The sequence below is a fragment of the Shigella sp. SIG6 genome, assembly GCF_053555815.1.
On sequence record NZ_JBQZXC010000070.1, the window covers coordinates 1 to 19265 of the forward strand.

Genomic DNA, 19265 nt, shown 5'->3' on the forward strand with positions numbered 1-19265 from the left:
CATCGCTGGCAGGTTTTTTATGACTAAAAAACGAAATTAATCGTCTTTCGGTGCGCGGTTGGCGCGGCGACGATCGTTTTCCGTCAGGTGACGTTTACGAATACGGATAGAGGTCGGAGTCACTTCTACCAGTTCGTCATCATCGATGAACTCCAGAGCTTGTTCCAGAGTCATGCGGATAGGCGGAACCAGAACAACAGCTTCGTCAGTACCGGAAGCACGCATGTTGGTCAGTTTCTTACCGGTCAGGCAGTTTACAGTCAGGTCGTTAGAGCGGCTATGAATACCGATAATCTGACCTTCGTAAACTTCTGCACCGTGACCGAGGAACAGCTTACCGCGATCCTGCAGACCGAACAGCGCGAACGCGACAGCTTTACCCTGACCGTTAGAGATCAGTACACCGTTCTGACGCTGACCCACTTCGCCCGGACGTACGTCGTCGTAGTGGCTGAAGGTGGAGTACAGCAGACCAGTACCGGAAGTCATGGTCATGAACTCAGAACGGAAGCCAATCAGACCACGGCTTGGGATCACGTAGTCGAGACGTACGCGGCCTTTACCGTCTGGATTCATGTTTTTCAGGTCGCCTTTACGTTCGCCCAGCGCCTGCATCACAGAACCCTGATGCTGTTCTTCAACGTCCAGCGTCACGTTTTCATACGGCTCTTGTTTACGACCGTCGATTTCACGGAAGATTACTTTCGGACGGGATACCGCCAGTTCGAAGCCTTCACGACGCATGTTTTCGATAAGAACAGAGAGGTGCAGTTCACCACGACCAGAAACGCGGAACGCATCGGCGTCTTCGGTTTCTTCTACGCGCAGCGCAACGTTGTGTACCAGTTCTTTGTTCAGACGATCGAGGATCTGACGAGACGTTACGAACTTACCTTCTTTACCGCAGAACGGCGAGGTGTTAACGCAGAAGAACATAGAAACGGTCGGCTCATCAACGGAGAGTGCCGGCAGCGCTTCAACGTTTTGCGTGTCGCAAACGGTGTCAGAAATGTTCAGTTCGCCCAGGCCCGTGATCGCCACGATATCGCCAGCTTCCGCCAGATCGGTTTCGATACGTTCCAGACCGAGGTGGCCCAGCACTTTACCGACTTTCGCGTTACGGGTTTTGCCTTCGCTATCGATGATAGTAACCTGCTGGTTCGGCTTCACTTTACCACGCTTGATGCGGCCAATGCCGATAACGCCAACATAGCTGTTGTAATCGAGCTGAGAAATCTGCATCTGGAACGGACCGTCAAGGTCAACGTCCGGCGCAGGAACGTGGTCAACAATCGCCTGATACAGCGGGGTCATGTCTTCCGCCATATCTTCATGGTCCAGACCCGCGATACCGTTCAGCGCAGAAGCGTAAACGATCGGGAAGTCCAGCTGCTCGTCGGTCGCGTCGAGGTTAACGAACAGATCGAATACCTGATCCACAACCCAATCAGGACGCGCGCCAGGGCGGTCAACTTTGTTGATAACAACAATCGGCTTCAGGCCGTAAGCAAACGCTTTTTTGGTTACGAAGCGCGTTTGCGGCATCGGGCCGTCAAATGCGTCAACCACCAGCAGCACTGAGTCTACCATGGACATTACACGTTCAACTTCACCACCGAAGTCGGCGTGCCCCGGGGTATCAACGATGTTGATACGGTAATCATTCCATTTGATAGCGGTGTTTTTCGCGAGGATGGTAATCCCACGCTCTTTCTCCAAATCGTTGGAGTCCATCACGCGCTCTTGGGTTTCGGCACGAGAGTCGAACGTACCGGATTGTTGGAGCAGCTTGTCTACCAGGGTGGTTTTACCATGGTCTACGTGCGCGATGATGGCGATATTACGCAATTTTTCGATCACAACTTTGCCTCAGGCATTAGAAATAGCGCGTTATTGTACACGGATTAATCGCACTACAAAACAGGATCACAAACATCCTCCGCAAACAAGTATTGCAGAGTCCCTTTGTGATCGCTTTCACGGAGCATAAAAAGGGTTATCCAAAGGTCATTGCACCAATATGGTGCTTAATGTTTCCATTGAAGCACTATATTGGTGCAACATTCACATCATGGTGCAGCCCTTTTGCACGATGTTAAGCATGATAACGCCTTTTAGGGGCAATTTAAAAGTTGGCACAGATTTCGCTTTATCTTTATTTACGGCGACACGGCCAAAATAATTGCAGATTTCGTTACCACGACGACAATGACCAATCCAGGAGAGTTAAAGTATGTCCGCTGAACACGTACTGACGATGCTGAACGAGCACGAAGTGAAGTTTGTTGATTTGCGCTTCACCGATACCAAAGGTAAAGAACAACACGTCACTATCCCTGCTCATCAGGTGAATGCTGAATTCTTCGAAGAAGGCAAAATGTTTGACGGCTCCTCGATTGGCGGCTGGAAAGGCATTAACGAATCCGACATGGTGCTGATGCCAGACGCATCCACCGCAGTGATTGACCCGTTCTTCGCCGACTCCACCCTGATTATCCGTTGCGACATCCTTGAACCTGGCACCCTGCAAGGCTATGACCGTGACCCGCGCTCTATTGCGAAGCGCGCCGAAGATTACCTGCGTTCCACTGGCATTGCCGACACCGTACTGTTCGGGCCAGAACCTGAATTCTTCCTGTTCGATGACATCCGTTTCGGATCATCTATCTCCGGTTCCCACGTTGCTATCGACGATATCGAAGGCGCATGGAACTCCTCCACCCAATACGAAGGTGGTAACAAAGGTCACCGTCCGGCAGTGAAAGGCGGTTACTTCCCGGTTCCGCCGGTAGACTCTGCTCAGGATATTCGTTCTGAAATGTGTCTGGTGATGGAACAGATGGGTCTGGTGGTTGAAGCCCATCACCACGAAGTAGCGACTGCTGGTCAGAACGAAGTGGCTACCCGCTTCAATACCATGACCAAAAAAGCTGACGAAATTCAGATCTACAAATATGTCGTGCATAACGTAGCGCACCGCTTCGGTAAAACCGCGACCTTTATGCCAAAACCGATGTTCGGTGATAACGGCTCCGGTATGCACTGCCACATGTCTCTGTCTAAAAACGGCGTTAACCTGTTCGCAGGCGACAAATACGCAGGTCTGTCTGAGCAGGCGCTGTACTACATTGGCGGCGTAATCAAACACGCTAAAGCGATTAACGCCCTGGCAAACCCGACCACCAACTCTTATAAGCGTCTGGTCCCGGGCTACGAAGCACCGGTAATGCTGGCTTACTCTGCGCGTAACCGTTCTGCGTCTATCCGTATTCCGGTGGTTTCTTCTCCGAAAGCACGTCGTATCGAAGTACGTTTCCCGGATCCGGCAGCTAACCCGTACCTGTGCTTTGCTGCCCTGCTGATGGCCGGTCTTGATGGTATCAAGAACAAGATCCATCCGGGCGAAGCCATGGACAAAAACCTGTATGACCTGCCGCCAGAAGAAGCGAAAGAGATCCCACAGGTTGCAGGCTCTCTGGAAGAAGCACTGAACGAACTGGATCTGGACCGCGAGTTCCTGAAAGCCGGTGGCGTGTTCACGGATGAAGCGATCGATGCGTACATCGCTCTGCGTCGCGAAGAAGATGACCGCGTGCGTATGACTCCGCATCCGGTAGAGTTTGAGCTGTACTACAGCGTCTAATAGTTGAAGTTGTACTACCCGGCGCACAACGCCGGGATTTAGTTGCCGTGGAAACTTTCAGCCCATCTCTGCATGGGCTTTTTTCTCCGTCAATTCTCTGATGCTTCGCGCTTTTTATCCGTAAAAAGCTATAATGCACTAAAATGGTGCAACCTGTTCAGGAGACTGCTTTATGGCAACAGGCACGCAGCCCGATGCTGGGCAGATCCTCAACTCGCTGATTAACAGTATTTTGTTAATTGATGACAATCTGGCGATCCATTACGCCAACCCCGCCGCGCAACAACTGCTCGCCCAAAGCTCCCGCAAATTGTTTGGTACGCCGTTACCGGAACTGTTGAGCTACTTCTCATTAAATATCGAGCTGATGCAAGAAAGTCTGGAGGCGGGGCAAGGCTTTACCGATAACGAAGTGACGCTGGTCATCGATGGTCGCTCGCATATCCTTTCTGTGACGGCCCAGCGTATGCCGGACGGCATGATCCTGCTGGAGATGGCACCGATGGATAACCAGCGCCGCTTAAGCCAGGAACAACTACAACATGCTCAACAAGTAGCTGCCCGTGATTTAGTGCGCGGCCTGGCACATGAGATTAAAAATCCGCTTGGCGGTTTACGTGGCGCGGCGCAGTTACTCAGCAAAGCGTTACCTGACCCATCACTACTCGAATATACCAAAGTGATTATCGAACAGGCGGACCGGCTGCGAAATTTGGTCGACCGTCTGTTGGGGCCGCAGCTGCCCGGTACGCGCGTTACCGAAAGTATTCACAAAGTGGCTGAACGCGTGGTAACGCTGGTGTCGATGGAACTGCCGGACAACGTGCGGTTGATTCGTGATTACGATCCCAGCCTGCCGGAACTGGCGCACGACCCGGATCAAATTGAACAGGTCTTGCTGAATATTGTGCGCAATGCGCTACAGGCGCTGGGGCCGGAAGGCGGTGAAATCATTCTGCGTACCCGCACCGCGTTTCAACTGACCTTACACGGCGAGCGCTACCGGCTGGCGGCGCGGATTGATGTGGAAGATAACGGGCCGGGCATTCCGCCTCATTTGCAGGATACGCTGTTTTACCCGATGGTCAGCGGCCGCGAAGGTGGCACCGGGCTTGGCTTATCCATCGCCCGTAATTTGATTGATCAGCATTCAGGCAAAATTGAATTTACCAGTTGGCCAGGTCATACCGAGTTCTCGGTTTACCTGCCTATCAGGAAATAAAGGTGACGTTTATGCAACGAGGGATAGTCTGGGTAGTCGATGACGATAGTTCCATCCGTTGGGTGCTTGAACGTGCGCTCGCTGGAGCGGGTTTAACCTGTACGACATTTGAGAACGGCGCGGAAGTACTGGAGGCGCTGGCGAGCAAAACGCCGGATGTGCTGCTTTCAGATATCCGTATGCCGGGAATGGACGGGCTGGCGCTGCTCAAGCAGATTAAACAGCGCCATCCAATGCTTCCGGTCATCATTATGACCGCACATTCCGATCTGGATGCTGCCGTCAGCGCCTATCAACAAGGGGCGTTTGATTATCTGCCCAAACCGTTTGATATCGACGAAGCAGTGGCGCTGGTTGAGCGCGCTATCAGTCATTACCAGGAACAGCAGCAGCCGCGTAATATTCAGCTTAACGGCCCAACGACCGATATCATCGGCGAAGCGCAAGCCATGCAGGACGTGTTCCGTATTATCGGTCGGCTTTCGCGTTCTTCTATTAGCGTGCTGATTAACGGCGAATCCGGCACCGGTAAAGAACTGGTCGCTCATGCCCTGCATCGCCACAGTCCGCGCACCAAAGCGCCGTTTATCGCGCTGAATATGGCAGCTATCCCAAAAGATTTGATCGAATCAGAACTGTTTGGCCACGAGAAAGGCGCGTTTACTGGCGCGAATACCATTCGTCAGGGGCGTTTTGAACAGGCCGATGGCGGCACGTTATTTCTCGACGAAATTGGTGATATGCCGCTGGATGTGCAGACGCGTTTGCTGCGCGTGCTGGCAGACGGTCAGTTTTATCGCGTTGGCGGCTATGCGCCGGTGAAAGTGGATGTGCGGATTATCGCTGCCACTCACCAGAATCTTGAACAGCGGGTGCAGGAAGGTAAGTTCCGTGAGGATCTGTTCCACCGCCTGAACGTTATCCGCGTTCATCTGCCGCCGCTGCGCGAACGTCGGGAAGATATTCCCCGTCTGGCGCGCCATTTTTTACAGGTTGCCGCGCGCGAACTGGGCGTAGAAGCGAAGTTGCTGCATCCGGAAACCGAAGCTGCTCTGACGCGTCTGGCGTGGCCAGGCAACGTGCGCCAGCTGGAAAACACCTGCCGCTGGCTAACGGTGATGGCCGCCGGGCAGGAAGTGTTGATTCAGGATTTGCCCGGCGAACTGTTTGAATCAACGGTTGCGGAGAGTACTTCGCAAATGCAACCGGACAGTTGGGCGACACTTTTAGCGCAGTGGGCAGACAGAGCGCTGCGTTCCGGTCATCAAAATCTGCTTTCCGAAGCGCAGCCAGAGCTGGAGCGGACGTTACTGACGACCGCGTTGCGACATACGCAGGGGCATAAACAGGAAGCGGCGCGGCTACTCGGCTGGGGCCGCAACACTCTGACGCGTAAGTTAAAAGAGCTGGGGATGGAGTGATTCACGGCTTGTGTGTAAAGATTGATTATTGAGCGCAAATTGCTGGTATTTTGCGCTTTACTGTTCCGATAAGTTCAGTATGATCTTGCCCGGAAAACGGGGAGAGTCATTATGCTGGAATCAATAATTAATCTGGTATCGAGTGGGGCAGTTGACAGCCACACACCGCAAACTGCCGTTGCTGCCGTGCTGTGTGCCGCGATGATTGGGCTGTTTAGCTGAAGCTCGTTGTTTATGCCGGATGCGGAGAAAGTCGTAGGCCTGATAAGACGCGACCAGCGTCGCATCAGGCCTACAAAAGCAATAATTTCAACAGGTTTTGTTGCCCAGCGCATCAGGCAATCTTGTTCTCAGCACATTGATGGCACTTTCGTTTTCTACTTTGTAAACGAAGCGCCATTCACTCTTTAAATCACCCGTGAGAACTGCTGCATCCGCGCTTTCTGGCGCAGATAGGTATCAAAGCACATGCAAATGTTGCGGATCAGCAAGCGACCTTTCGCCGTCACCTGTATTCCCTTCTCATCCACATCCACCAGCCCATCTTTTGCTAACGGGGCGAGCAGCTTGAGATCTTCCGCAAAGTAATCAGCGAAGTACAAATCCCACTGTTTCTCAAGAGGGGCGTAATCCAGACGGAAGTTGCAGATGAGCGACTTAATCACATCGCGGCGAATACAGTCATCACGCGTTAGCGCAATACCACGCCACAGCGCATTGCCTTGTTCATCCACTTGCTGATAGTACTGCTTCAACTCTTTCTGGTTCTGCGCGTAGCAGTCGCCAATCATGCTGATGGCGGAAACGCCCATCCCCAGCAGATCGGTATCGCCCTGAGTGGTGTAGCCCTGGAAGTTACGATGCAGCACGCCTTCACGCTGGGCCACCGCCAGCTCGTCATCAGGACGGGCAAAGTGATCCATACCGATAAACTGATAGCCCGATTGCGTCAGGAAGGCGATGGTTTCCTGCAGGATATCGAGTTTTTGCTGCGGGCTCGGCAGGTCAGCATCTTTGATTTTGCGCTGAGCAGCAAAAATGGTCGGCAGATGCGCGTAGTTAAAAACGCTCAGACGATCGGGGTTCAGCTCCGCCACACGTTTCAGGGTAAAGGCGAAACTCTCCGGCGTCTGTTTCGGCAGGCCGTAAATCAGGTCGATGTTGGTGGAGGTAAAACCAATCTCACGCGCATGGTTAAGCAGTGCAAAGATGAACTCTTCATCCTGCTCGCGGTTAACCAGACGTTGCACTTCTTTGTTGAAGTCCTGCACGCCCATGCTCAGGCGATTAAAGCCTTCGGCGCGTAAATGATCGAGTACATCCAGTTCGATTTCCCGCGGATCGACTTCGATCGAAATCTCCGCATCGGTATTGAAATGGAAGTTTTCGCGCAGCAGCTTCATCAGACGGCTGATTTGCGCTTTATTCAGATACGTCGGCGTTCCGCCGCCCCAGTGCAATTGGCTGACGTGACGCCCGGCGAACAGCGGTGCACGATGGACGATTTCTTGCTCCAGCGCGTCCAGATACTGATCGGCCTTGTGCTGCTGGCGAGTAACAATCTTATTGCAACCGCAGAAGTAACAAAGCTTATGGCAGAACGGGATATGTACGTAGAGAGATAATGGACGCTCAGGATAGCGCGCCACGGCTTGTAAAAACGCCTGTTCGCCGAAGTCTTCTGAAAACTCCAGCGCGGTCGGGTACGAGGTGTATCGTGGCCCGGAATAGTTATATTTCTGGATCAGGGCCAGATCCCAGTCGATTTGCTGTACAGACATGCTCACTCCTTCCGATGGCGTCTCTGGCGGCTACGGCGTACCGGCGGATGCCCGTTTCGGGTCATCAGCCGGTTGCGCAGCCACTTTTGTCGCCGCGACAACCGCTGTAGTTTAACGAATAACCACACCAGATAACATATAACCGGAAGGGTTATCAGCAGAACGGGAAGGCCCACGGCGGCAATCCGTTAGTTGCCCCGCAGCAGACGCATCATGTCTTCTTGCTTCTCGTCTTCTTCCTCTTCTTCGTCATCGTCATAAGAGAGGCCGAGTTTCTGCATCAACTCATCAATACGATCCAGTTTAGCATCCACCCAGGATTGCTCTTCGCCGCTCAGGGTTTCGCCTGCTTCCAGACGTTCCAGCAGCGCATCCAGACGCTCATCCGTTTCCAGTAATTCCAACTCCGCCTGCGGTGAAAGCATAGGTTTCTCACTCTTCGGTTTGTGCTGTTTGGTGACTTTTTCAGTCACTCCCAATGGAATAGGGGTTTTACTGCCAATACGTGGATCTTTTGGTGCGTTCTGGCCTTTGCTGCCTGACGTGGTGTTTCCGCCCGCTGCGCGGCTGCCCGGCGCATGACCACGACGTTTTTTCTGACGCTTACGGTCACGAGCTTCCTGATCCAGCTCCTCGCGTGTTTTTCGACGCGCTTTTGCATGACCTTTGCTGCGTGAGTTTGAAGATGATGGTTTCATAATGGTTCGTCTTTTAGCCGTTTTATTCAGTATAGATTTGCGGCGGAATCTAACAGAAAGCAAGCAAAGAAAAAAGGCGACAGATTACTCTGTCGCCTTTTTTCCTGACTCATAACCCTTAACGGGTCTTACAATCCTTGCAGGCCGCCAACACACCCTGTTTTTCCATTAGCCGGAACAATCCGTGTTGATTCCATTTCCGTTTAATTACGTCTCCGGACGTTTGTCTTCCTGACAATCCTCTGTCTTCGCCTCCTGGCGCTCCTGACCCTCATCCTGAGTCATTGTTCCTGTTAGCGTCCTCGCTCTATGGGTGCTACTTTACGCCTTTGCTTTAAACAAACAATCAACCGCCATCAGTATTTGCACATTTTCAGAGTTTTATATAAAAGCAATTCACTGATTTATATAGCTTATTTGACATGCATCGCAGAGTTTTCGCTGCTATTTCGCATAAAGACTATCGGCAATGTCTCACAAAGCGTATGGCTTTTACTTACAACGCTCACGCCGAAAAATCCGCCTTTTATTATGGTTCAGGTATAATCGCCACAAAGCTTTGACTGACGGAGACGACCGCTTTGACTAATTTGAATTATCAACAGACGCATTTTGTGATGAGTGCGCCTGATATTCGCCACCTACCTTCCGATACCGGAATTGAAGTGGCTTTTGCAGGCCGTTCCAACGCAGGTAAATCCAGCGCGCTGAACACGCTGACTAACCAGAAAAGCCTAGCTCGTACCTCAAAAACCCCAGGGCGCACCCAGCTTATCAACCTGTTTGAAGTGGCTGACGGCAAGCGTCTGGTTGACTTGCCTGGGTACGGTTATGCGGAAGTCCCGGAAGAGATGAAGCGCAAATGGCAGCGTGCGCTCGGCGAATACCTCGAAAAACGTCAGAGCCTGCAAGGTCTGGTGGTGCTAATGGATATTCGCCATCCGCTGAAAGATTTGGATCAGCAGATGATTGAGTGGGCGGTAGACAGCAATATCGCCGTTCTGGTGCTGCTGACCAAAGCGGACAAACTGGCAAGCGGCGCACGTAAAGCGCAATTGAATATGGTGCGTGAAGCTGTACTGGCGTTTAACGGTGATGTGCAGGTTGAAACGTTTTCTTCGTTGAAGAAACAAGGCGTAGACAAGCTGCGGCAGAAACTGGATACCTGGTTTAGCGAGATGCAGCCTGTAGAAGAAACGCAGGACGGCGAATAATTTTCTTGCCTTAATGCTTGTGCCGGATGTGGCGTATCCGGCCCGTAAATTCAATAGATTACAATTCTACCGTTGGCCTGATAAACATAGCGCATCAGGCATTACGGATCTTTTCTTTCGCCCAATAAAAAACGCCCCAGTCATTACTGACTGGGGCGGCTAAAATATTCAGCCAAATCCGATTACGTGAAGTAAAAGGTCTGAAAGATAGAACATCTTACCTCTGTACCCTACGCGACTAACTTTACTCTTTTTTGTTCAGTTCAGAAAGCACTTTTTGTAATTTTTTTTCAGTTGTTGCATAGGAATTTCTAATAGCCATCACAAAACGTGACAGCTTATGTTGCTTACTTACGAAAAAAGGGCATGTTCAGGCGAATCTTAGTGCGCCTGATCCCAGTTTTCGCAACTCCCCACTTCCACCAGCAACGGCACATCCAGACGGGTACAGTTTTCCATCAGTTGATGAATCTGCTTCGCGACGGCATCAACATCATCTTTATGAACTTCAAATACCAGTTCATCGTGTACCTGCATGATCATACGTACACGCGGTTGCTCAGCCTGTAACCACGCATCAACGGCAATCATCGCCCGTTTGATAATGTCGGCGGCGGTTCCCTGCATTGGCGCGTTAATGGCTGTACGTTCAGCCGCTGCACGACGAGCACCATTGCTGGATTTGATATCCGGCAGATACAGACGGCGTCCGTCCAGCGTTTCAACGTAGCCCTGCTCTTTCGCCTGAGCACGGGTGCGTTCCATATACTCCAGCACGCCAGGGTAGCGTTCGAAGTAAAGGTCCATGTACTTCTGCGCTTCTTTACGTGGAATGTTCAATTGCCGCGCCAGACCGAAAGCACTCATGCCATAAATCAGACCAAAGTTGATCGCTTTCGCGCTACGGCGTTGCTCGCTGGTGACGGTTTCCAGTGGCAAACCAAACACTTCTGCCGCCGTTGCCCGGTGGATATCTTTTCCTTCCGCGAATGCGGTCAGCAAGCCTTTATCACGCGAGAGATGCGCCATAATGCGCAGTTCAATCTGCGAGTAGTCCGCTGAGACAATCACATAATCCTCTGGCGCAATAAACGCCTGGCGGATACGACGACCTTCTTCGTTACGTACCGGAATGTTTTGCAGGTTAGGATCGGTTGACGATAAACGTCCCGTTGCAGTTACTGCCTGGTGATAAGAGGTATGCACACGCCCGGTTTTCGGGTTGATCATCAGCGGCAGCTTGTCGGTGTAAGTCGACTTCAGCTTCGCCAGACCACGATACTCCAGAATCACTTTTGGCAACGGGTAGTCCAGCGCCAGTTCTTCCAGTACCTCTTCCGACGTTGACGGCGCGCCACCCGGCGTTTTCTTCAGCGGTTTAATACCCTGTTTTTCAAACAGAATGGTTTGCAACTGCTTGGTGGAAGAAAGGTTAAATTCTTCACCTGCAATTTCATGCGCTTTCTTTTCCAGCTCAGCCAGACGCAAGGTGAGCTCTTCAGAATGATTGTGCAGCACTTTCGGATCGATCTTCACACCGTTACGTTCAATGCGTGAAAGCACCGGCACCAGCGGCATTTCGATATTCTCGAAGACGTTCAACGGCCCTTTGTGTTTTTGCAGATCCGGCCACATTTTCAGATGCAACTGCAAGGTGACATCTGCATCTTCGGCGGCGTAACGTCCGGCCTCTTCGAGGGCAATCTGGTTAAAGGTCAGTTGATTTTTGCCTTTACCCGCAATCTCTTCAAAAGTGATGGTTTTGTGCTTCAACCAACGTTCCGCGAGGCTGTCCATATCGTGACGCCCGGCAACGCTATTGAGAATGTAGGACTCCAGCATGGTATCAAACGCAATCCCACGCAGTTCAATGCCGTAATTCGCCAGAATACCGCGATCGTATTTCAGGTTTTGCCCGACCTTCAGCGCCTTTTCATCTTCCAGCAGCGGTTTTAGCAACTCGAGTGCACGCTCGTGAGAGATTTGATCGGGCGCATCAAGATAATCATGAGCAACCGGAATATATGCCGCTACGCCTGGCTCGATAGCAAAAGAAAGCCCGACCAGGTTAGCAGAGATGTTATCAAGGCTGTCGGTTTCGGTATCAAATGCAAATACCGGCGCTTTTTCCAGCTTCGCAATCCACGCTTTCAGTGTTTCTTCATCAAGGATAGTGACGTAGTTGTCATAAGAAATCACCGTTGCCGTCACTTCTGGCGCTTCGTCTGCAACACTGGTTTCCTGCGGCTTCGCGGCTGGTTTTGCCCCTTTGGCCTGTAACCATTTGCCCGCTTCGACATCAGCAGTCCAGCGTTTGAACTCATACTTTTTGAACAGCCCCAACAACTCTTCCGCTGCCGGTTGCTGCACTTCCAGTTGTTCACAGGTCAGCTCCAGTTCAACATCGGTTTTAATCGTCGCCAACTGGTATGAGAGATAAGCAACTTCTTTGTTTTGCTCGAGCTTCGCTGCCATTGTTTTCGCGCCACGGAAGCTCAACCCAGCAATTTTTTCTGGCTCGGCATACAGCGTATCCAGCCCGCCAAGACCTTGCAGCAATGCCTGCGCGGTTTTTTCACCGACGCCCGGTACGCCAGGAATGTTATCAGAGGAGTCACCCATCAGCGCCAGGAAGTCGATGATCAATTCTGGCGGCACGCCGTACTTATTCACCACCTCTTCCGGTCCGAGGATGGTATTCGTCATGGTATTGATAAGCGTAATATTTGGCGTCACCAGCTGCGCCATATCTTTATCGCCAGTGCTAATCAGCACCGGACGCCCGGCTTTTTCGGCTTCGCGCGCCAGAGTACCGATAACGTCGTCCGCTTCTACGCCAGAAACCGCCAGCAGCGGCAGTCCCATCGCTTTAACCATCGCGTGCAGAGGTTCGATTTGTGCTCGCAGATCGTCCGGCATTGGCGGGCGATGTGATTTGTAATGTTCAAACAGTTCATCACGAAAGGTTTTTCCCTTGGCGTCAAAGACCACCGCTGCATGCGTCGGTTTATATTGCATGATCAGACTGCGCAGCATGTTGAGGACACCATACATCGCACCGGTCGGCTCGCCTGCGCTGTTAGTCAGCGGGGGAAACGCGTGATATGCGCGATAAAGATAAGATGAACCATCTACAAGGATAAGTGGATTTTGGGGGATCTGAACCATAATGTCCGTGCCTGTTTATCAGATTATGGGTAAAGGATGCCACAGACAGGATGAAAACATGAGTTTTTCACCGCTTTTCGTGAAAATCTTTTGTAGATCTGCTGGATCGCTCGCAAATCGTCATGTGGATAACTTTGTGCATAAATTATTTACATCGCTTTTAATTTATTATCATGCTTTTTACAGCATGATGTTTGTCTTTGTTTTTCATGCAGTTAAAAATAAATCCATCCCTAATAATTGAGATAATGTGATTTTTTCTAATGTGGATAGATATGAATTATTTTTCTCCTTAAGGATCATCCGTTATTTGGGTCATTTTCTGCTAAAATCTGCGCCTTGCGCTTCTTTAGTGCACTGTCTATGGCTAACCTTTTGAATAAATTCATTATGACGAGAATACTCGCTGCGATAACCCTTTTGCTGAGTATCGTATTGACCATTTTGGTCACTATTTTTTGTTCCGTCCCGATCATCATTGCCGGGATTGTAAAACTATTGCTACCTGTGCCAGTCATTTGGCGAAAGGTTTCGCGTTTTTGTGATTTTATGATGTATTGCTGGTGTGAAGGTCTGGCGGTATTACTGCATCTGAACCCACACCTGCAATGGGAAGTTCACGGGCTGGAAGGGTTAAGTAAGAAGAACTGGTATCTGCTTATTTGTAACCACCGTAGTTGGGCAGATATTGTCGTACTGTGCGTGCTGTTTCGTAAGCACATTCCGATGAATAAATATTTCCTCAAGCAACAGCTGGCCTGGGTGCCATTTCTTGGCCTGGCGTGCTGGGCGCTGGATATGCCGTTTATGAAGCGTTATTCCCGCGCTTATTTATTACGTCATCCGGAGCGACGTGGTAAAGATGTTGAAACCACTCGGCGTTCTTGTGAAAAGTTTCGCCTGCATCCCACCACCATTGTCAATTTCGTTGAAGGCTCCCGTTTCACGCAAGAAAAACATCAGCAAACCCACTCCACTTTTCAAAACTTGTTGCCACCAAAGGCGGCAGGCATTGCGATGGCGCTAAATGTACTGGGTAAACAATTCGATAAACTGCTTAATGTTACGCTGTGTTATCCGGACAATAACCGTCAGCCGTTCTTCGATATGTTAAGCGGTAAACTGACGCGGATTGTCGTACATGTGGATTTACAGCCTATTGCCGATGAGTTACATGGCGACTACATCAATGACAAAAGCTTTAAGCGCCATTTTCAGCAATGGCTGAACTCATTGTGGCAGGAAAAAGACCGGCTTCTGACGTCTCTCATGTCATCACAGCGTCAGAATAAGTAAGTTTTACTCGCCTCTGAATGAGCAGAGGCGAGTGAGTATTTTAATGAACAAAACGTCCGGCACGAGACATAAATTCTTCTTCGCTCATCTCCTGTCCGTTAAAAACAACTTTACCCGGTGTATAACGCAGCTGCAGCGAGGCGGTATTGTTGTCAATCGTGATTAACTGAAACATCTGACCTAATGTCATCATCCCGCTGATTTGTTTATCAGCCTGCTTTTGCGCTTTTTCCGCATCCATTCCTTCAGATAAATTAAGCTGTTTTGCGGTTTCTGTGACGACATTAAGCGGTAACTTCACATCAAAATTGAGCGATTTGATATCTTTGTTTGTGGATGATGAAGATTTGGCTGGGTCGGCAATACTGATATCCAGATTGGCATTTAGTTCGCCGAGTGCGTTCTTCCATCTTACCGGTTGTTTAATGGTCGGCTCACTTTTTTGTAATAACGGTAAATACTCTTTGAACAATGCAGCATTCACTTCTTGCAGAGCAACTTCATCGTTTGCTAACTCAGGGTGTGCAGCAAGCTGCTTCTGCATCGCAATGTTATACTGGATGATAAATTGGCGCACTGCTGAGGGATCAATAGATTCAGCAATCAATGACCACTCACCACTACCGAGTTGCTGATTCCCTTTTGTTAACTTATCAAGTTCGTAGGTCAGATTGACATTGATATAATCTTTGTCTTTAACGCGATCCAGCCTGGTTTTTGCAACGAAAGCATCGATTTGGGCAACGTCTTCCCCGTGATTGATAATGTTAATCTGATTAAATTTCGACTCGCTTTCACCAACCGGAAATTTCTTTTCTTCTAATCGCGCCAGAGAATCAATGGTAAAACTTTTTGCCGTTACTTTGTTCATTGGTGATAATTGCAGAACAATATCTTCGACTTTGCCTTCAATATCCAGGTTAGACAATGAACTACCATCACCATTAAAAGTAAACTGGCCCTCACCAAAAGAAAACTTTCCATACTCTGCAGGGGCAACATCTAATGTCGTAGAGAATGAGCCACCAAACGCGAATCGCAATGTCGCTTCCACGGGCGATTTATTTTTCGCGGCGATAAATAGCGGTTGTGTCATTTCATTATTCACTAAGTTCACTTTTGCCGCTGCCAGTGCTGGGATGACATTACCATGCATTAACATTGTGATGGGCAACGGACCGTGCTCAACATCCACATCAAATACAACTTTCTGGCCTGGCTTGATATTGAGATCGGGTGCACCGTTATCGAATGTCATTTGCATTTGAAAACGGGAATTAAAAAAGCCTTTGTCAAAGTTTTTATAACTTAACGTCATATCGTAGGCATGTTCACCTTTCTTTTTCGCATCGTTAAAATCTTTAATAAACTTTTCGATACCAGGCTGAATTTGCGTACCTGTGTACCATGTGCCACCACCCCAGATTACGGCTAACGCAACAATAACACCTGTAGCTGACTTACGTATCATATAAATATTCCCTGATAAAACAGCAAAACTTTGAATATCCACTTATGCTGAAATAATGTCCAGCGGCAGGATGCATTATCAGAATGTATTTATATTTATTAAATAATAAAAAAAGCCCGTGAATATTCACGGGCTTTATGTAATTTACATTGAATTATTTTTTCTCGGACAGATATTTCACCGTATCAGCATACTGCTGAACAAAAACATCCATATTGCTGGTATCCATACCCTGCGGATTCAGCTGATATTTACCGTTAACAAACATCGCCGGAACACCACGCAATTGCACATCAGCTGCGGCTTTTTCCTGCTGAGCGACCAGAGATTTCACCACGAAGCTGTTCCACGCCGCGTCGTACTCTTCACCTTTAATACCTGCATTGATAAATACATCGCGGATATCAGATGCTGAACGAATGGTCTGGGTTTTCTGTACGCCTTCAAACAGCGGAACAGTCACTTTGTCTTCCACGCCCAGCGCCATCGCCACAGCCCATGCCTGAGTCAGATCTTTGCCCAGGTCACCACCCATGAAGTTGACGTGGTATTTAGTCATCTTCACGCCTTCCGGCAGTTTTTTCTTCACATTATCAGAAATATGCAGAACTTCTTCAAACTGATAGCAGTGCGGGCAGAAGAAAGAGAAAAACTCCAGCACTTGCGGCGCGCCAGCTACCGGTTTTTCCAGGGTAGTGTACTGTTTACCATCTTCATACTGCGCCGCCGATGCGCTAAACGCTAAAACTAAACCAGCCAGCGCCAGCCAAATCTTTTTCATGATCTACTCTCTCCGATTAATACATAGGTGTTAATTGCAAAGGGGGTTCTTGTAGAACTTTTGCCTGTTCTATAAAAGTCGCCGTCTGTCGTAGCCAGTAATCTTCCCCGGTTAACCACGGGAAATTTTTCGGGAACGCGGGATCAGCCCAATGCCGCATTAGCCAGGCAAGATAATAAACCAAACGCATGGCGCGTAAAGGTTCAATCAGTCCGATTTCAGCGGTGTCGAACTCGCTAAATTCTTCATAAGCTTCAATAATAGTTTCCAGTTGCATCCGCTGCTGGGCTTTATCGCCATTGAGCAACATCCACAAATCCTGAATAGCTGGACCATTACGTGCATCATCCAGATCAACAAACATTGGACCATCGCGCCAGAGAATATTCCCGGCGTGGCAGTCTCCATGTAGCCGCAGAACGGTGAAATCTTCCCGCCAGTGTGCTGTAACGGCGGCGATCAGCTCATCTGTCGCTTTCAGAAATGCCGCTTTCAACCCGGAAGGTATCAGTGTAGCGTCCTCAAACAGCTTGCGAGGCTCAATGAGATATTCATTCAGACCGATGGTCGGGCGATGAATAAAAAGCTGTTTGCGCCCCGTCTGGTGCATACGCCCTAAATAACGCCCAACCGCTTCCATCTGATCGATATTATCAGCTTCGAACTGGCGACCACCGACGCTTGGAAAAACAGCGAAATAAAATCCCTGATGATTCAATAAAGTCTGACCGTTAAAGGCCACAGGTGCTGCGACCGGAACTTCATCATTTACCAGCTGCAACGCAAATTGATGTTCTTCGAGGATTTGATCGGCTGTCCAACGTTCAGGGCGATAAAATTTGACGACAAAACGTCGACGCTCTTCGTCCTGAAATTGATAGACACGGTTTTCATAGCTGTTAAGCGGGGTAAGACCGGAATCCACCCGGATCCCTTGCTCAAACAGAGCGTCCATGATGGTATCCGGGTGTAGTGTCTGGAAAGTAAAAGCGCTGTTGTTCATCCCATCATCCGGAAAACATTACGAATGATGAAGGATATCATTTCACGATGATTTTGGTGGCGCCGCTTACAAGCTTTTACTCTTTAATTACGCCGCGAGCGCGTAACAGCGCCGTTTTGAAGTCTTCTTCATAATCTTTCTGCAAACCCGGGATCACCGCATCTTTCGCGGAATCACGCATTTTCAGGTGATAGATCAGAATGTCATCCGTCAAATCCGCCAGTTCGCCGTCAAAACCTGACTCTTTCGCCAGTTTCTGCAAAAATTGCAACAAGTTAAAGTCTGGCTCTTTTTGCCAGGCTGGCTGGAGGAGTTCAATAACTTCATTCAGACGTTTACATTTCATAGTAATGCTCCTTACTCTTGAGACAGACACGTTAGCAGGGTCAATCCCACAATAAAAGAGGCGATATCGGTGAATCTGATGACGACGATAACAGGCGTTGTGCTGGCAGGCGGTAAAGCCAGACGAATGGGCGGCGTAGATAAAGGATTGCTGGACTTAAATGGCAAACCGCTGTGGCAACATGTCGCTGACGCGCTTAAGACGCAGCTCTCTCACGTCGTGGTTAATGCTAATCGTCATCAGGAAATCTATCAGGCAGGCGGTCTGAAAGTGATTGAAGATTCACTGGCGGATTACCCAGGCCCTCTGGCAGGAATGCTTTCAGTAATGCAGCAGGAAGCTGGTGAGTGGTTTTTGTTTTGTCCGTGCGATACGCCTTACATTCCCCATGATTTAGCCGCCCGGCTTAATCATCAGCGCAAAGATGCGCCTGTCGTGTGGGTCCATGACGGTGAACGCGATCACCCGACTATTGCTCTGGTAAACCGCGCTATTGAGCCTTTATTACTGGAATATCTGCAAGCAGGAGAACGCCGGGTAATGGCATTTATGCGTCTGGCTGGCGGTCATGCGGTTGATTTCAGCGATCATAAAGATGCATTTGTTAACGTGAATACGCCAGAGGAGCTTGCCCGATGGCAGGAAAAACGATGATACCGTTACTCGCCTTTGCCGCGTGGAGTGGTACCGGAAAAACTACGCTTTTGAAAAAACTGATCCCGGCATTATGCGCCAGAGGGATCCGTCCGGGGCTGATTAAGCATACGCACCATGATATGGATGTTGATAAGCCAGGCAAAGATAGCTATGAGCTGCGCAAGGCTGGCGCGGCACAAACCATCGTTGCCAGCCAGCAACGATGGGCCTTGATGACGGAAACACCAGACGAAGAAGAGCTGGATCTACATTTTCTCGCAAGTCGAATGGATACCTCAAAGCTGGATTTGATTCTGGTCGAAGGGTTTAAGCATGAAGAGATCGCAAAGATTGTGCTGTTTCGCGATGGAGCCGGACATCGACCTGAAGAATTAGTGATAGACAGGCATGTTATTGCTGTAGCCAGTGATGTGCCGCTTAATCTTGATGTCGCATTACTGGATATTAATGATGTTGAGGGGCTGGCTGATTTTGTGGTGGAGTGGATGCAAAAGCAGAACGGATAAGCAAGAGTAGGCTGGATCAGACGCAGCCAGTGTCGCATCCGACCTTTTTCTGCACCAG

Annotated in this window: 17 protein-coding genes and 1 pseudogene; 8 read left to right on the forward strand and 10 right to left on the reverse strand. The window is 49.7% G+C overall.

The genetic code is table 11. From position 1 onward, the window contains the following. Window positions 1–36: 36 nt before the first annotated feature. Window positions 37–1860 carry a ribosome-dependent GTPase TypA gene (gene typA / locus ACUU1M_RS12565; protein ID WP_000570668.1) on the reverse strand — a complete coding sequence of 608 codons (1824 nt, stop codon included), beginning with the start codon at window positions 1858–1860 and terminating at the stop codon, window positions 37–39. A gap of 373 nt (window positions 1861–2233) precedes the next feature. Between typA and glnA the strand changes: the two genes are divergently transcribed. The 4 genes from glnA (at window position 2234) to ACUU1M_RS12585 (ending at window position 6508) form a co-directional block, all read left to right on the forward strand. After that, entirely contained in the window at window positions 2234–3643 is a 1410-nt protein-coding gene (gene glnA, locus ACUU1M_RS12570; protein WP_001271717.1) for a glutamate--ammonia ligase, read from the forward strand. A gap of 172 nt (window positions 3644–3815) precedes the next feature. Continuing rightward, entirely contained in the window at window positions 3816–4865 is a 1050-nt protein-coding gene (gene glnL, locus ACUU1M_RS12575) for a nitrogen regulation protein NR(II) (RefSeq protein WP_000190577.1), read from the forward strand. Between the two features lie 11 nt (window positions 4866–4876). Then, the gene (gene glnG / locus ACUU1M_RS12580) at window positions 4877–6286 is read left to right on the forward strand and encodes a nitrogen regulation protein NR(I) (protein WP_005052855.1); all 1410 of its coding nucleotides are present in this window, start codon (window positions 4877–4879) and stop codon (window positions 6284–6286) included. 111 nt (window positions 6287–6397) lie between these two features. Next, complete coding sequence (locus ACUU1M_RS12585) at window positions 6398–6508, forward strand: YshB family small membrane protein (RefSeq protein ID WP_000893994.1); 111 nt, start codon at window positions 6398–6400, stop codon at window positions 6506–6508. 185 nt (window positions 6509–6693) lie between these two features. Here the strand turns inward: ACUU1M_RS12585 and hemN are convergent, their stop codons facing one another. The 3 genes and pseudogenes from hemN to ACUU1M_RS12600 form a co-directional block, all read right to left on the reverse strand. Beyond that, window positions 6694–8067, reverse strand: coding sequence for an oxygen-independent coproporphyrinogen III oxidase (gene hemN, locus ACUU1M_RS12590; RefSeq protein ID WP_000116079.1), 1374 nt, complete (start codon window positions 8065–8067; stop codon window positions 6694–6696). Between the two features lie 188 nt (window positions 8068–8255). Then, a complete protein-coding gene (yihI, locus tag ACUU1M_RS12595; RefSeq protein WP_005077450.1) occupies window positions 8256–8765 on the reverse strand; it encodes a Der GTPase-activating protein YihI in 510 nt (169 codons plus the stop codon). Window positions 8766–8883: 118 nt separating this feature from the next. Next, window positions 8884–9050: pseudogene (locus tag ACUU1M_RS12600) on the reverse strand (hypothetical protein). 296 nt (window positions 9051–9346) lie between these two features. Between ACUU1M_RS12600 and yihA the strand changes: the two are divergent. Next, the gene (gene yihA / locus ACUU1M_RS12605; RefSeq protein WP_000183349.1) at window positions 9347–9979 is read left to right on the forward strand and encodes a ribosome biogenesis GTP-binding protein YihA/YsxC; all 633 of its coding nucleotides are present in this window, start codon (window positions 9347–9349) and stop codon (window positions 9977–9979) included. A 168-nt stretch (window positions 9980–10147) separates the two neighbouring features. On the opposite strand, the gene ACUU1M_RS12610 is transcribed toward yihA, so the two are convergent. Together ACUU1M_RS12610 and polA are read right to left on the reverse strand one after the other, a co-directional pair. Continuing rightward, complete coding sequence (locus ACUU1M_RS12610) at window positions 10148–10195, reverse strand: spot 42 RNA, inhibition of DNA synthesis (protein ID WP_071892919.1); 48 nt, start codon at window positions 10193–10195, stop codon at window positions 10148–10150. A gap of 165 nt (window positions 10196–10360) precedes the next feature. Then, window positions 10361–13147, reverse strand: a complete 2787-nt coding sequence (gene polA / locus ACUU1M_RS12615; RefSeq protein WP_152028965.1) for a DNA polymerase I — start codon at window positions 13145–13147, stop codon at window positions 10361–10363. 363 nt (window positions 13148–13510) lie between these two features. On the opposite strand from polA, the gene ACUU1M_RS12620 reads away from it, so the two are divergent. Further along, entirely contained in the window at window positions 13511–14443 is a 933-nt protein-coding gene (locus ACUU1M_RS12620; RefSeq protein WP_001313432.1) for an acyltransferase, read from the forward strand. A gap of 40 nt (window positions 14444–14483) precedes the next feature. Here the strand turns inward: ACUU1M_RS12620 and ACUU1M_RS12625 are convergent, their stop codons facing one another. The 4 genes from ACUU1M_RS12625 to ACUU1M_RS12640 form a co-directional block, all read right to left on the reverse strand. After that, window positions 14484–15914, reverse strand: a complete 1431-nt coding sequence (locus tag ACUU1M_RS12625) for a YdgA family protein (protein WP_005077454.1) — start codon at window positions 15912–15914, stop codon at window positions 14484–14486. A gap of 154 nt (window positions 15915–16068) precedes the next feature. Continuing rightward, entirely contained in the window at window positions 16069–16695 is a 627-nt protein-coding gene (gene dsbA, locus ACUU1M_RS12630; RefSeq protein ID WP_000725337.1) for a thiol:disulfide interchange protein DsbA, read from the reverse strand. 16 nt (window positions 16696–16711) lie between these two features. Continuing rightward, window positions 16712–17698, reverse strand: coding sequence for a stress response kinase SrkA (srkA, locus tag ACUU1M_RS12635; RefSeq protein ID WP_001065534.1), 987 nt, complete (start codon window positions 17696–17698; stop codon window positions 16712–16714). A gap of 76 nt (window positions 17699–17774) precedes the next feature. After that, on the reverse strand, window positions 17775–18044 hold the full coding sequence (locus tag ACUU1M_RS12640; protein WP_005052859.1) for a YihD family protein: 270 nt from the start codon (window positions 18042–18044) through the stop codon (window positions 17775–17777). A 69-nt stretch (window positions 18045–18113) separates the two neighbouring features. Here ACUU1M_RS12640 and mobA point away from each other — a divergent pair, with 69 nt between their 5' ends. Together mobA and mobB are read left to right on the forward strand one after the other, a co-directional pair. After that, window positions 18114–18698: a molybdenum cofactor guanylyltransferase MobA gene (gene mobA, locus ACUU1M_RS12645; protein WP_001052156.1), complete on the forward strand. Its 585-nt coding sequence runs from the start codon at window positions 18114–18116 to the stop codon at window positions 18696–18698. Continuing rightward, window positions 18680–19207: a molybdopterin-guanine dinucleotide biosynthesis protein MobB gene (gene mobB, locus ACUU1M_RS12650; RefSeq protein WP_000907614.1), complete on the forward strand. Its 528-nt coding sequence runs from the start codon at window positions 18680–18682 to the stop codon at window positions 19205–19207. Before mobA ends, mobB begins: the two co-directional genes overlap by 19 nt. Window positions 19208–19265: the final 58 nt, after the last annotated feature.

Bases quoted from the DNA above. Each gene is read 5' to 3' on its own strand.
- glnA (WP_001271717.1), top strand. From the start codon at position 2,234: ATGTCCGCTGAACACGTACTGACGATGCTGAACGAGCACGAAGTGAAG.
- glnL (WP_000190577.1), top strand. From the start codon at position 3,816: ATGGCAACAGGCACGCAGCCCGATGCTGGGCAGATCCTCAACTCGCTG.
- glnG (WP_005052855.1), top strand. From the start codon at position 4,877: ATGCAACGAGGGATAGTCTGGGTAGTCGATGACGATAGTTCCATCCGT.
- ACUU1M_RS12585 (WP_000893994.1), top strand. From the start codon at position 6,398: ATGCTGGAATCAATAATTAATCTGGTATCGAGTGGGGCAGTTGACAGC.
- hemN (WP_000116079.1), bottom strand. From the start codon at position 8,067: ATGTCTGTACAGCAAATCGACTGGGATCTGGCCCTGATCCAGAAATAT.
- yihI (WP_005077450.1), bottom strand. From the start codon at position 8,765: ATGAAACCATCATCTTCAAACTCACGCAGCAAAGGTCATGCAAAAGCG.
- polA (WP_152028965.1), bottom strand. From the start codon at position 13,147: ATGGTTCAGATCCCCCAAAATCCACTTATCCTTGTAGATGGTTCATCT.
- ACUU1M_RS12620 (WP_001313432.1), top strand. From the start codon at position 13,511: ATGGCTAACCTTTTGAATAAATTCATTATGACGAGAATACTCGCTGCG.
- ACUU1M_RS12625 (WP_005077454.1), bottom strand. From the start codon at position 15,914: ATGATACGTAAGTCAGCTACAGGTGTTATTGTTGCGTTAGCCGTAATC.
- dsbA (WP_000725337.1), bottom strand. From the start codon at position 16,695: ATGAAAAAGATTTGGCTGGCGCTGGCTGGTTTAGTTTTAGCGTTTAGC.
- srkA (WP_001065534.1), bottom strand. From the start codon at position 17,698: ATGAACAACAGCGCTTTTACTTTCCAGACACTACACCCGGATACCATC.
- ACUU1M_RS12640 (WP_005052859.1), bottom strand. From the start codon at position 18,044: ATGAAATGTAAACGTCTGAATGAAGTTATTGAACTCCTCCAGCCAGCC.
- mobB (WP_000907614.1), top strand. From the start codon at position 18,680: ATGGCAGGAAAAACGATGATACCGTTACTCGCCTTTGCCGCGTGGAGT.